General features: G+C 71.0%; 11 protein-coding genes. 5 read left to right on the top strand and 6 right to left on the bottom strand.

Features of this window, described 5'->3' with window-relative positions:
- Nucleotides 1-140 precede the first annotated feature (140 nt).
- Both ACFYR3_RS32870 and ACFYR3_RS32865 read right to left on the bottom strand, forming a co-directional pair.
- Nucleotides 141-1,967, bottom strand: coding sequence for a glycoside hydrolase family 18 chitinase (locus ACFYR3_RS32870; protein WP_355844354.1), 1,827 nt, complete (start codon nt 1,965-1,967; stop codon nt 141-143).
- Between the two features lie 336 nt (nt 1,968-2,303).
- Complete coding sequence (locus ACFYR3_RS32865) at nt 2,304-2,876, bottom strand: cob(I)yrinic acid a,c-diamide adenosyltransferase (RefSeq protein ID WP_261707176.1); 573 nt, start codon at nt 2,874-2,876, stop codon at nt 2,304-2,306.
- Nucleotides 2,877-3,206: 330 nt separating this feature from the next.
- On the opposite strand from ACFYR3_RS32865, the gene ACFYR3_RS32860 reads away from it, so the two are divergent.
- The 3 genes from ACFYR3_RS32860 (at nt 3,207) to ACFYR3_RS32850 (ending at nt 7,412) form a co-directional block, all read left to right on the top strand.
- Nucleotides 3,207-4,055: a 3-hydroxyacyl-CoA dehydrogenase family protein gene (locus tag ACFYR3_RS32860; RefSeq protein ID WP_355853296.1), complete on the top strand. Its 849-nt coding sequence runs from the start codon at nt 3,207-3,209 to the stop codon at nt 4,053-4,055.
- Between the two features lie 214 nt (nt 4,056-4,269).
- Nucleotides 4,270-4,593: an STAS domain-containing protein gene (locus tag ACFYR3_RS32855; protein ID WP_329301685.1), complete on the top strand. Its 324-nt coding sequence runs from the start codon at nt 4,270-4,272 to the stop codon at nt 4,591-4,593.
- A gap of 269 nt (nt 4,594-4,862) precedes the next feature.
- Entirely contained in the window at nt 4,863-7,412 is a 2,550-nt protein-coding gene (locus tag ACFYR3_RS32850; protein ID WP_389285558.1) for an ATP-binding protein, read from the top strand.
- 70 nt (nt 7,413-7,482) lie between these two features.
- Here ACFYR3_RS32850 and nucS read toward each other — a convergent pair whose 3' ends face one another.
- The gene (nucS, locus tag ACFYR3_RS32845; protein ID WP_355853289.1) at nt 7,483-8,154 is read right to left on the bottom strand and encodes an endonuclease NucS; all 672 of its coding nucleotides are present in this window, start codon (nt 8,152-8,154) and stop codon (nt 7,483-7,485) included.
- Nucleotides 8,155-8,505: 351 nt separating this feature from the next.
- Between nucS and ACFYR3_RS32840 the strand changes: the two genes are divergently transcribed.
- Complete coding sequence (locus ACFYR3_RS32840) at nt 8,506-8,898, top strand: SCO5389 family protein (protein ID WP_151472273.1); 393 nt, start codon at nt 8,506-8,508, stop codon at nt 8,896-8,898.
- Nucleotides 8,899-9,001: 103 nt separating this feature from the next.
- Here ACFYR3_RS32840 and ACFYR3_RS32835 read toward each other — a convergent pair whose 3' ends face one another.
- The gene (locus ACFYR3_RS32835; protein ID WP_355853285.1) at nt 9,002-10,030 is read right to left on the bottom strand and encodes an LLM class flavin-dependent oxidoreductase; all 1,029 of its coding nucleotides are present in this window, start codon (nt 10,028-10,030) and stop codon (nt 9,002-9,004) included.
- Between the two features lie 220 nt (nt 10,031-10,250).
- On the opposite strand from ACFYR3_RS32835, the gene ACFYR3_RS32830 reads away from it, so the two are divergent.
- On the top strand, nt 10,251-10,583 hold the full coding sequence (locus ACFYR3_RS32830; protein ID WP_355853282.1) for an ATP/GTP-binding protein: 333 nt from the start codon (nt 10,251-10,253) through the stop codon (nt 10,581-10,583).
- Nucleotides 10,584-10,674: 91 nt separating this feature from the next.
- Here ACFYR3_RS32830 and ACFYR3_RS32825 read toward each other — a convergent pair whose 3' ends face one another.
- Nucleotides 10,675-11,520: an ABC transporter permease gene (locus ACFYR3_RS32825; protein WP_355853279.1), complete on the bottom strand. Its 846-nt coding sequence runs from the start codon at nt 11,518-11,520 to the stop codon at nt 10,675-10,677.
- Entirely contained in the window at nt 11,517-12,770 is a 1,254-nt protein-coding gene (locus ACFYR3_RS32820; RefSeq protein ID WP_389285555.1) for an ABC transporter ATP-binding protein, read from the bottom strand. The genes ACFYR3_RS32825 and ACFYR3_RS32820 overlap by 4 nt, the downstream gene beginning before the upstream one ends.
- Nucleotides 12,771-12,798: the final 28 nt, after the last annotated feature.

Below are 12,798 nucleotides of genomic sequence, written 5' to 3'. Positions count from 1 at the left end.
GGGGGGGTCCCGCCCCGGGCCCGCGCCGCCCGCGGGCGGGGGCGGGGGGGCGCCCCCCGGGGGCCGGGGGGGGCGGCCCCCCCCCGGGGGGGCCGGGGGGGGGGGCCCCCCCGCGGCGGTGGTGCGGGGTGGGACAGGGATTAGCTCAGGCCGCTGTTGATGGCGCCGACGAGTTCACCGTTGCTGGTGTCGCCGCTGAACTCCCAGAAGAAGGCGCCGCCCAGGCCCTGGCTCTTGGCCCACGACATCTTCGTTCCGATGGTGGACGGGGTGTCGTACGACCACCAGTTGTTGCCGCAGTAGGCGTAAGCGGTACCGGCGACGGTGCCGGTGGCGGGGCAGGACGTCTTGAGGACCTTGTAGTCCTCGATGCCCTGCTCGTACGTACCGGCCGCCGGACCGGTCGCCGTGCCGCCGGGCGCGGACTGGGTGACACCGGTCCAGCCACGGCCGTAGAAGCCGATGCCGATGAGCAGCTTGCTAGCGGGCACGCCCTTCGACTTGAACTTGGCGATCGCGTCGGCCGTGTCGAAGCCGGGCGTCGGGATGCCGCTGTACGAGGTGAGCGGGGAGTGCGGGGCGGTCGGGCCCTGCGCGGCGAACGCTCCGAAGAAGTCGTACGACATCACGTTGTACCAGTCGACGTACTGCGAGGCGCCCGCGTAGTCGGCGGCGTCGATCTTGCCACCGGAGGTGCCGTCGGCCGTGGTGGCCGCGGTGACCAGGTTGCCGGTGCCGAACTTGGCGCGCAGGGCCTGCATCAGGTTCTTGTAGGCCGCGGCACCGCTGGTGTCGCAGGACAGACCGCAGGCGTTCGGGTACTCCCAGTCGATGTCGATGCCGTCGAAGACATCGGCCCAGCGCGGGTCCTCCACGAGGTTGTAGCAGGACTGCGCGAAGGCGGCCGGGTTGGCGGCGGCCTGGGCGAAGCCGCCGGACCAGGTCCAGCCGCCGAAGGACCAGAGGATCTTGATGTTCGGGTACTTGGCCTTCAGCTCGCGCAGCTGGTTGAAGTTGCCGCGCAGCGGCTGGTCCCAGGTGTCGGCGACGCCGCTGACCGACTGGTCGGCGGTGAAGGCCTTGTCGTAGTCGGCGTACGAGTCGCCGATCGCGCACTGGCCGTTGGTGACGTTGCCGAAGGCGTAGTTGATGTGCGTGATCTTGGCGGCCGAGCCCGACGTCACCAGGTTCTTGACCTGGTAGTTGCGGCCGTAGATGCCCCACTCGGTGAAGTAGCCGAGCTTGACGGCGTTGCCGCTGGGCGGCGGGGTGGTGGTGCCGCCGGTGGTGTGGACCGCGACCGCGCCGCTGACCGGACCGGTCTGGTCGGCGGTGTCACGGGCCTGGACGGTGTACGAGTAGTCGGTGCCGGCGGTCAGACCGGTGTCCGTGTACGAGGTCGTCGTCACGGTCGCGACCTTGGTGCCACCGCGCAGGACGTCGTAGTTCTTGACGCCCTTGTCGTCGGTGGCCGCGCTCCAGGAGAGCTTCACCGAGGTGTCGGCGACGGAGGAGGCGGTGGGGGTGCCCGGCGCGGAGGGCGCGCTGTCACCGGGGACGGTGGTGCCGCCGTCACAACTGCCGCCGTTCAGCGTGCAGTTGGACGGTGAGCCGGCGCCCGCGCCGTTGAAGCCGAAGGAGACGGAGGCGCCCGCGGCGAGACTGCCGTTGTAGGACTTGTTCTTGGCGGTCCAGTGGTTGCCGGAGCTGGTGACGTCCGCGTCCCAGGCCGAGGTGACCGATGTGCCGGAGGGGAAGTCCCACTGGATCGTCCACGAGCTGATCGCGGTGCTACCGGTGTTCTTGACCGTCCACTTGCCTTCGAAGCCAGTGCCCCAGTCCTGGGTCTTGGCGTACGTGGCGGTGGCGGAGTCGGCGGCGTGGGCGGGGCCCGCGAGGCCGACCAGGCCGGCCAGGGGGAGCAACAGGGTGGCGAGCCCTGCCGTCGCTCGTTGTCTGAAGCGCATTCCGCGCCTCCTTGGGGGAGTCGGGGGAGGGGAGGGGCGTGACTGAGCCTTCACGCTCATGGTGCCGTGAGAATAGGAAGGTCTGGACCATAGGTCAATAGGTCTGGACCACTGTTTCGGTGTTGCACCCCGCCCCCAACTCCCCTGCCTCTGGCGCTGATTGGCGACCCGCGGGACGACCTGACGGACCGGCAGGCGGCTGACGTGGGCCTTCTCGCCCCTCCGCCGCCCGGGGCCGGCCGCGAGGACGACGAAGGGCGCCCGCGCCGGGTTCGAAGTGACCTTCGAACCCGGCGCGGGCGCCCTTCGTCCTGGCGGGTGCGGCTGAGGACCTGCTCAGCGCTCGCCGCCCGGGACCCACAGCACGTCGCCCACATCCTTGTTCGCCGTGCGCGCCAGGATGAACAGGAGGTCGGAGAGCCGGTTGAGGTAGGTCGCGGTGAGCGGGTTCATCGCCTCGCCGTGCACCTCCAGCGCCGCCCAGGTGGAACGCTCGGCCCGGCGCACGACCGTGCAGGCCTGGTGGAGGAGTGCCGCGCCGGTGGTGCCGCCGGGCAGGATGAAGGAGCGGAGCTTCTCCAGCCGTTCGTTGAAGAGGTCGCAGTCCGCCTCCAGCTTGTCGACGTAGAACTGCTCCACCCGCAGCGGCGGGTACTTCGGGTCCTCGACCACCGGCGTCGACAGATCCGCGCCCACGTCGAACAGGTCGTTCTGGACGCGGGTGAGGACCTGGACGACCTCGGCCTCCAGGCCGCCCAGCGCGATCGCCGTACCGATCACCGCGTTCGCCTCGTTGGCGTCGGCGTACGCCGAGATCCGCAGATCGGTCTTGGCGACCCTGCTCATGTCCCCGAGGGCGGTGGTGCCCTGGTCGCCGGTCCTGGTGTAGATGCGCGTCAGATTGACCATGGGGCCAATTTAGACGCCCGTGCGAGCACTGGAGATGTCGCACATCCCTCATGCGGGTCACAGGGCGTGGAGACCTCGGCACAAGCGGGTCCGCGAAGGGCCGACAAGCGTGACCCCACGAGGTGGTGGCGCTCCTGCGGCGGTGGTCGAAATCCCTCCGCCCCCGGTCGGAGGCAGGATCGCCAAGCCCGTCGGACACGACGTGACGGGTGTCTCACGCCCTGAGACCGTGACACGCGTTACTTACGGGTTTCCCGGCCCTTCCCGAACGCTACTCTCCGCCGAAGAGGCATACACAAGCAGCGTGTTACGTGTGTTGAGGGAGTCGGAGTGGCAGGGAAGCTCGCCGTCATCGGAGCCGGACTCATGGGGTCCGGTATTGCTCAGGTCTCCGCGCAGGCGGGCTGGGACGTCGTCCTGCGCGACGTCACCGACGAGGCGTTGAACCGCGGCCTCGACGGCATCAAGGCCTCGTACGACAGGTTCGTGAGCAAGGGCAAGCTGGAAGCCGCGGACGCGGACGCGGCGCTCGCGCGCATCACGGCGACCACCGACCTGGAAGCGGCCGCCGACGCGGACATCGTCGTCGAGGCGGTCTTCGAGAAGCTCGAGGTCAAGCACGAGATCTTCCAGGCGCTCGACAAGATCGTCCGCCCCGACACCGTGCTCGCCTCCAACACCTCCGCGATCCCGATCACCAAGATCGCGGCGGCCACGGAGCGCCCGGAGCGGGTCGTGGGCGTGCACTTCTTCTCGCCGGTGCCGATGATGCAGCTCGTCGAGCTGGTCCGCGGTTACAAGACCAGCGACGAAACGCTCGCCACCGCGCGGGAGTTCAGCGAGTCCGTCGGCAAGACCTGCATCGTCGTCAACCGCGACGTCGCCGGGTTCGTGACCACCCGCCTCATCTCGGCCCTCGTCGTCGAGGCGACGAAGCTGTACGAGTCGGGCGTCGCCACCGCCGAGGACATCGACCTCGCCTGCCGGCTGGGCTTCGGTCACGCGATGGGCCCCCTGGCCACCGCCGACCTCACGGGCGTCGACATCCTGCTGCACGCCACCGGCAACATCTACACCGAGACCCAGGACGAGAAGTTCGCGCCTCCGGAGCTGATGCGCCGGATGGTTGACGCCGGTGACATCGGGCGCAAGAGCGGGCAGGGCTTCTACAAGCACTGAACGATCATGCGGCGACCGAAACCGGTCGCCGCATACGCCACGGAAGCCTTGCGCGCCTCTCGGATGTCACCCCATGAGGTGAATTCGGTATCGGTTCGCTTACAGACGGCAACCTCCGCGGCTCTCAGGCAGTCAGACCATGCACAACATGAAGACGCGAAGACGCGGAAACAGACACACGCGGAGTTACGAGACACATTCTCGGGGAGCGCATATGTACATCAGGGGCGACCACGCCGAGCTGGTCGTCGGGGGCCGCCTCGACGTACGCAGCGCGGCGGACGCCCGTACGGTCCTGCACACGGCCGTCGACGACGGAGCCGGCGATCTGGTGCTGGACCTGTCCGAGCTGGACTCCTGGGATGCCACCGGGCTCGGTGTCATCATGGGGGCCCACCGACGCGCCGGGCGGTGTGGCCGACGGCTCGTGCTGCGCGGCGTACCACCACAGATGCAGCGCCTGTTGGTGGCCACCCGGCTGCACCGGATCCTGGCGATCGAGGGTGGTATCGGGGTCGAGTCCCTGCCCCGCGTGTGACCTGAGCGCGCGCCCCACTCGCTCCGTGTGTGCGACCGCGTACGCGCCCTGACCGGCGCACGAAGCGCACCACGTGCACAATCCTCACGAAGCTGTGACGGTTCGGACGGCGCGGTACCCCGCCTGTTCGTAGATACTGTGCGAAGGTTTAGGGTTCGGCTGCCCGCCGACCGAAACCCTACGAGCGGGCACCGGACCAGAAGCGACAGAGCGGTGTGCAGCCAGGCCGGGAGGGCATCGGCACACGACGCTTTTGGGGGGCTTGGAACATGGACCCGATCAACCGGGGATCCGAAGAGTACGGCCATGACGACGACGGCCAGGCGCCTCGCCCGCGCCCGCCGCGCGACCCGCTCGCAACCGACCTGGGCCAGCACAAGCCCGTGGTCGTCCGCACGGTCCGGCTCGTCGCGGGCGAATTCCTGCTGACGGTCAACCCCGTCGACGGCAGTGAGATGGAGAACTGCCCGCCGCACGAGCGCCCGCAGCCGCCGGTCAAGCACGGAGCCGCCGAACGCGCCGAGCGCGCCCGCGCGGCGCAGCCGCCCGTTCCGCCCGGCCCGGCGCAGCCCCGGCTGCCGCTCCTCGAGCGCCAGGAGGAGCGCGAGCAGCTCGTACGCCTCCTCGCGCGCGGGCGATCGGTGCGCCTCACCGGCCCCTCGGGATCGGGCCGTACCGTCCTGCTGGACGCCGTGGCCGACGACTGCGCGGACCTCGCCCCCGACGGCGTCATCCGCCTCTCCGGCTACCGGCGCACGGCGAGCGACCTGGTGTACGACCTCTTCGCCGCCGTCTACGAAGCCCCCCTGCACCGCCCGGACCGCGAGGAACTGCGCCGCCTCGTCCACGAGATCGGCGCGGTCGTCGTCCTCGACGACGCGGAGATCGGCGGCAGCGCTCTCGACGAGCTGCTCGACGCCACTCCCGAGTGCGCCTTCGTGATCGCCGCCACCCCCGACATACCCGCCCCGTCCGCGCACGCGCTCGTCGAGGAGGTCGTCCTCGGCGGCCTCGACCGCAGCGGCGGTCTCGAACTGCTGGAGCGTGCCGTCGGACGGGTCCTGACGGAGGACGAGTCCAACTGGGCGGGCGACCTCTGGTTCGAGTCCGAGGGACTGCCCCTGCGCTTCATGCAGGCCGGCGCCCTGCTGCGGCAGCGCGACCGGCTGCGGGCCGGCGAGGACGCCTTCGACGACTACGGCGTCTTCCAGGAGGCCCCGGCCGACGCGCCCTTCGAGGTCGGCGACGGCCACGAAACACCGCTTCCCTCCCTCGCGGAAGGCGCCGCGCCCGCCGCGCTGCTCGCCTCCCGGCTGAGCGACTCGGCGCGCGCCACCCTGCGCTTCGCCGTCGCGCTCGGCGGCGAGGTGCCCCACCAGGCCCATCTGCCCGCGCTCGTGGGCGACACCCACGCCGACGCGGCGCTCGCCGAACTCGCGAACAGTGCGCTGGTCTCCCCGGTCGGCTCCCGCTACCGGCTCGCCGCCGGGGTGCAGGCCCAGCTGGAGGCCTCCGGATACGCGGACACCCTCCAGGAGAGCGCGCTCGCCGCCGCCCAGCACTACACCTGGTGGGCCGGACACCCCTCCGTCACCCCGGAGCGGGTCTGCGCCGAGGCCGACGCGCTGCTCGCCGCGCTCGACGTGCTCGTCCCGGTCACCACCGCCCCCGCGGACGAGGAGGACGAGAGCGTCTCCGTCCAGCTCGCCCGCACGGCCGCGCCCGCCTTCGCGGCGGGGCTGAACTGGAGCGCCTGGGAACGCGGCCTGCGCCTTGGCGTCGAGGCCTCCGAACTTGCCGACGACGGCGGGGAACAGGCCTACTTCCACCATGAGTTGGGCATCCTCGCGCTCTGCGGCCATCAGCTCGACCGGGCTCGCGCCGAGCTGGAGGCCTCGGTCGCCATGCGCGCCGCGCTCGCCGACAAGCGCGGCACCACCGCCGGCCGCCGGGCCCTCGCGCTGGTCGCCGACCGCTCCGGGACCCTGCAGCTCACCGCCGGGCGCACCCCGGCGGGCGAAGAGGTGCCCGACGCGCGGCACGACGAGTCGATGTCGCCGCCCGGTGGTGTGGTGGCCGCCTACTCCCGGACCGACCCGTCCGGCGACACCGTCACGGTGCTCGCCCACCCGGCCGGCCCCGGCAGCCCCGCGGCCAAGCGGCAGGGCGTCGCGGGGCGGCTGGTCACCGGCACCCGGCGCAACCTGGTGGCCGCGGGAGCGGGCGCGCTCCTCGTCGCCGTCCTCGGCACCGTGGTGACCCTCGGCGCGACCTCGGACCACACCAACGACACCCCGTCCGAGAAGGTCGGCGTCAACCCGTCGGCCACTCAGGGCAGCCAGGACGACAGCCTGGGGGCGGACAAGGCGAAGAAGGGCGACGACTCCACTCCCGGCGCCGTGGCCACGCCCACCGACCCGGGGCCCGATGGCACGTACGGCACCTCGGACGACCCGACGCCCCCGGCCACGGCCACGACGGGCCATCGGCCGTCCGACGAGCCGAGTGGGACGCACACGGCCTCGGGCAAGCCCTCGAAGTCGGCGACCGCGACGCCCTCGAAGTCGTCCACGGGCAAACCGTCGTCGTCCCCCTCGAAGACGCCGAGCGGTTCGCCGTCGCCGTCCGGTTCGAAGACGCCGAGCGGTTCGCCGTCCGCGTCGCCCTCGGCCAGCACGCCGACCGCTCCGGCTACCTCGAACTCCGCGAGCGGTCCCGTGTCGAGCAGCGCGCCGGCGAGCACGTCGGCCGGTCTGCCGGCGAGCAGCGTGCCGGCGAGCACCGGCGTCGCCACGTCGCCGAGCGGCGCGGTGATCTGACCGTACGGAACGCGAGAGGGCCGGGTCCGAAATCGGACCCGGCCCTCTCCCGTATACGAACCCGAGGGGTTCAGAACAGCCGCAGCTTGTCGTCCTCGATGCCGCGCAGGGCGTCGTAGTCCAGGACCTTGCAGCCGATGCCGCGGTCGGTGGCGAGGACGCGGGCCTGCGGCTTGATCTCCTGGGCGGCGAAGACGCCGCGGACCGGCGCGAGATGCGGGTCGCGGTTCAACAGCTCCAGGTAGCGGGTGAGTTGCTCCACTCCGTCGATCTCGCCGCGGCGCTTGATCTCCACGGCGACGGTCTGCCCCTCGGCGTCCCGGCACAGGATGTCGACCGGGCCGATGGCCGTCATGTACTCACGGCGGATGAGCGAGTAGCCCTCGCCGAGTGTCTCGATGCGGTCGGCGAGCAGCTCCTGGAGGTGCGCTTCCACGCCGTCCTTGATCAGGCCGGGGTCCACGCCGAGTTCGTGCGAGGAGTCGTGGAGGATCTCCTCCATCGTGATGATGAGCTTCTCGCCCGCCTTGTTGATGACGGTCCAGGTGCCTTCGTCGTCGCCTGACCCCTCCTTCAGTGTGCAGGGCGGCGACATCCAGTTGAGGGGCTTGTAGGCCCGGTCGTCCGCGTGGATCGAGACGCTGCCGTCCGCCTTCACGAGGATCAGGCGGGGGGCCGACGGGAGATGGGCGGTGAGCCGGCCCGCGTAGTCCACGGAACAGCGGGCAATGACGAGACGCATGGTCGGCAACGCTACTCGACCGGCGGTGGTGCACGCGATTCTCCCGCTCGTCTCCCGCGCCCGCACCCGACGGAGAAACTGCGCTTCGCCCCTTTTGCCCCCGGCTCCCGTCGCGCGGCCCGACCGGCGTTTGCGCGGGTCACCCCATTGATCCTGAAGGTTCCCTGTTCGGTCGTGGCTGATTGTCGGCCTACTGGGCGTTCGCTATGTGCGCATTCTCCTGGTGCCGTTACCTGGCGATGCTTACCGTATGAACGGGAGGTCGCGATGCATGTACTCAGCGTGTTCGATATTGCGATCCCCGTCCCTGTCCGGCAACCCCCGAGGTATGGGGGTGCGAGAGGAGAACCCATGTCGCTCGACGTCTCACCGGCCCTACTCCAACAGGCCGAGCGAGGCGAGGTCGACGAAGCTGACTTCGTCGACTGCGTCCGGACCTCCCTGCCCTACGCGTGGGAGATGATCAGCTCCCTGGTGGCCCAGCTGAAGGTGGACGGTGGCAAGTTCGCCGACAACCAGACGCCCCCGCCGGACGAGCAGGCACGTGGCCAGCTGCTGCGTGCGCTCGCGAGTGACGCGATACGCGGCGCGCTGCAGCGGCACTTCGGAGTGCGGCTGGCCTTCCAGAACTGCCACCGGGTGGCGGTGTTCCCGCTGGACGACTCGGTGGACGACACACTGGCACGCTTCACCTCGGTCCGCAGTCAGCTGCTCAACCAGTCCCCGGAGTTCAGGGACTGCTGACGCACTGAGCCGCATTGCTTGCCGCTCCGTACGCGGGAGGTGCATTGGTACCGGGGCGGCAAGCTCCCCGCGTGTCCGGCCGGTCGGGCCGGACTTCGCGCGGTCACCTGAGATGGGGCAGCACCTCGGTCCCCAGCCGGCGTACGTTCTCCTCGGTCGCCGCCAGGTCGCCCGAGCCCTCGACGAGCAGGGCGAACCGTGCGATACCGGTCCGCTCCGAGGTCGCCGCGAGCCGGTCGGCGCACAGCCGCGGCGTGCCCACCGGGTGCAGCCCGCAGAGCAGTTCGGTGTACGCCACCGGGTCCCGCATCGAGCGGGCGCGGCCGTCGACCGTCACATGGGCTTCCAGTCCCTGCTTCAGCCAGCCCGGCATCGCCTTCACGAGCGTCTCGACGGCGTCGGTGCGGCGGTCCGCGATCTGGCAGACGCCGGCGGAGACATGGGCGGCGGTCAGGATCTCGTCCGACGGGCGGCCCGCCGCGTGGGCGTGCTGCCGCCACAGAGCAACCATTTCGGCCTTCTCCTCGTCCCCGACGTGCATGCCGAGAAGCATCGGCAGGCCGCGCTCGGCGGCGAGCCGGACGCTCGCCGGTGAGGTGCACGCGACGACGACCTCGGGACCCGGAGCGCCGCTCAGCGCCTCCGACGGGCGTGGTACGACGGGGACTTCGCGGAACGAGAACCGCTCGGAGGTGCCGGCGACGGACGGCTCGCGCAGCCAGCGGACGAGCAGATCGAGTGATTCCGGGAACCCTTGTTCGTACGCCGCGAGGCCCGCGCCGAAGACCTCCAGGTCGACCCAGGGGCCGCCGCGGCCGACACCCAGCGAGAACCGCCCGCCGGACGTCAGGTGCAGCAGCGCCGCCTGCTCGCCGAGCGCCACGGGGTGGACGGTGGGCAGCACGCTGACCGCCGTGCCGATCCGGATACGGTGGGTGCGGCCGAGCAGATACGCGGCGAGTGTGATGGCCGACGGGCATGTCCCGTACGGCACGAAGTGGTGCTCGGCCAGCCAGACCGCGTCGAGCCCGGCCTCCTCGGCGACCTCGGCCGACCGCACCGCGCGGTGCAGGGCCTCTCCCTGGCCCTGGCCAGGGAACTGGGCGGCCAGTACAAAGCTTCCAACGTGCATCGAACTTCCTGCTTCCTCGGCTCCGACACGGAGCTCCCCCACCCGGCATAACCGCGTGACACGTGCCGAAGACACGGCCTTGCGGAGAGATTTGCGGATTGTCTGGGAATTGGGCTGTCCGATGGGGGTCTGTGCGGGTTGGCGGAGTACGCCTACCCCTGTGAGTGCCGCGTAGGCTGGACTTGGCCCCTGCCCCCTGTATCGCTCCGTGAGGTGTCCCTTGTCCCCGCGTCGCAACCGTCCGAAGGACCCCGGCTCGTCCGGCAGGAGCGCCGAGGAGGACACGTCGGACCGCTACGGCGGCTGGCAGTCCACGGAGAGCTGGCGGGGCGAGGAGTGGAGCGTGCGCCATGTGGCGGGCGCGAGCGCGCAGGGCAAGACCTACCGCTGCCCCGGCTGCGACCAGTTGATCCCGTCCGGGGTTCCGCACGTGGTGGCCTGGCCGGAGCACTCGGGCGTCGACGAGCGGCGGCACTGGCACAAGGCCTGCTGGAACGCGAAGGACCGCCGCACCTCGAGGGTGCAGCGGTCCCGTAACGCGCCCAGGTTCTAGGAGACTTCGGAAGGCCCGGCCTCAGGCTGTCCGGTCCCGGGGCGTCCTGTCTCACGTCGTCCGGCCCCGGGCTGTCAAGCGGGCGCGATCGTCACACGTCCCGGCGCTCCAGGAGCACGAAGGCGCCGATGATCGCCGCCGCCGTCAATCCGGCGAGCAGGCCGAGCTGCGCGCCGCCGTGGCCGTCCTCGGTGCCCAGCCGGAAGATCTTGGCGAGGGCGTTGGGGGCGGCGTACTCCTGCATCTTCTCGCCGACCGTCCGCAGGCTCTCGGACATCATGAGGAACGCGGGCATGATCGCGGGCAGCAGCACGATACCGAGCATCGTGGTGATCGCGCCCGCCGAGTGACGCAGCATCGAGCCCACCGCGAGCGCGAGAACGCCGAGCAGCGAGACGTACAGCGCGGCCATCACGACGGTGCCGCCCCACGGGACGTCGGAGCCACCGCTGTGCATTCCCGCGGTGAACAGGCCGACCAGTCCGATCGCGAAGGCCGAGACGACGAACGCGACCGCGAAGAAGATGATCAGCTTCGCGGCGAGCACCCGGTGCCGCTGCGGCGAGGCCGTGAACGTCGTGCGGATCATGCCCGTGCCGTACTCGGAGGAGACCACCAGGACGCCCAGCGTGATCAGGCAGATCTGTCCGAGCATCAGCCCGAAGAACGCGGGGATCGTGTAGGGCGTGTCCCCGAAGTCCTCGTTCGTGGTCTGCGCGGCGACCAGGAAGCCGATGCCGACCACCAGGAGCAGGAAGATGCCGAGCGTCCACAGCGTGGAGCGCACCGACTTGATCTTCGTCCACTCGGAGTTGAGCGCGTGGCCGAGGTGGGTGCGGGTGACGGGGATCGGCGAGGTGTACGAAGTGCCGGGCGCCGCCTGCCAGTCGGGGGCAGCGGCGGCCTGCTGCGGCATAGGGGGCTGGGGCGTGCTCATCGGGCGTCCTCGGGCTTGGTCAGGTCGGCGGCGGGCGCGGGCGTGGGCTCAGGCACGGGTGCGGCGGCGGGCGCCGGAGAGCCCGCGGGGGCCTGGGCGTACGGGTTGACGTCCGTGGCGCCGGGGGCGGCCGGAGCGCCGTACGGGCCGGGACCGCCCGCGCCGGGGGCGACGGGAGCGCCGTACGGCCCGGTCTGCGGCATGGCGAAGGGCTGCCCGCCCTGCTGGGGCGACGGCGGGGCGTACCAGCCGGGCTGGCCCTGGCCCGCGACCGGCAGCTGCGGCGGCATGGCGCCCGGCGGCAGCTGCTGCTGGAGCCCGGCCTTCTGGTCGATGGTCGAGCGGTAGTCGACGGCACCCTGCGTCATCCGCATGTACGCCTCCTCCAGCGAGGCCTGGTGCGGCGACAGCTCCCACAGCCGGACGTCGGAGGAGTGCGCGAGGTCGCTGATGCGGGGGAGCGGCAGCCCGGTGACGCGCAGCGCGCCGTCCTGCTCGGGCAGCACCTGGCCGCCCGCCTCGGTCAGCGCTGCGGTCAGCTTCTCGCGCTGCTGCGGCTCGGTGTCGGGGGTGCGCACCCGGGCGAAGTCGGCCGAGTTGTGGGAGATGAACTCCTTGATGCTCTGGTCGGCGAGCAGCTGGCCGCGGCCGATCACGATGAGGTGGTCGGCGGTCAGCGCCATCTCGCTCATCAGGTGCGAGGAGACGAAGACCGTACGGCCCTCCGCCGCGAGGGACTTCATCAGGTTGCGCACCCAGAGGATGCCCTCGGGGTCGAGACCGTTGACCGGCTCGTCGAAGAGCAGCACCTGGGGGTCGCCGAGGAGCGCGGCGGCGATGCCGAGGCGCTGGCCCATGCCGAGCGAGAAGCCCTTGGAGCGCTTTCGGGCCACGTCCTGGAGACCGACGACGCCGAGTACCTCGTCCACGCGGCGGGCCGGGATGCCCGACAGCTGGGCCAGGCACAGCAGGTGGTTGCGGGCGTGCCGGCCACCGTGCACGGCCTTGGCGTCGAGGAGCGCGCCGACCTGGCGGGGGGCGTTCGGCAGTTTGCGGTAGGGGAACCCGCCGATCGTCACCTGCCCGGACGAGGGGTTGTCGAGGCCGAGGATCATGCGCATCGTCGTCGACTTGCCCGAGCCGTTGGGGCCGAGGAAACCGGTGACGGCACCCGGCCGGACCTGGAAGGAAAGGTTGTACACGGCCGTCTTGGCGCCATAGCGCTTAGTCAGGCCGACTGCCTCGATCATTCTCCGCACCCATCGAAAGGTTCAGGAC

Source organism: Streptomyces sp. NPDC005784, from assembly GCF_042871525.1.
GTDB lineage: Bacteria > Actinomycetota > Actinomycetes > Streptomycetales > Streptomycetaceae > Streptomyces.
Note: the sequence above shows the minus strand (reverse complement) of the source record. Positions and strands in the feature narration are given on the sequence as shown.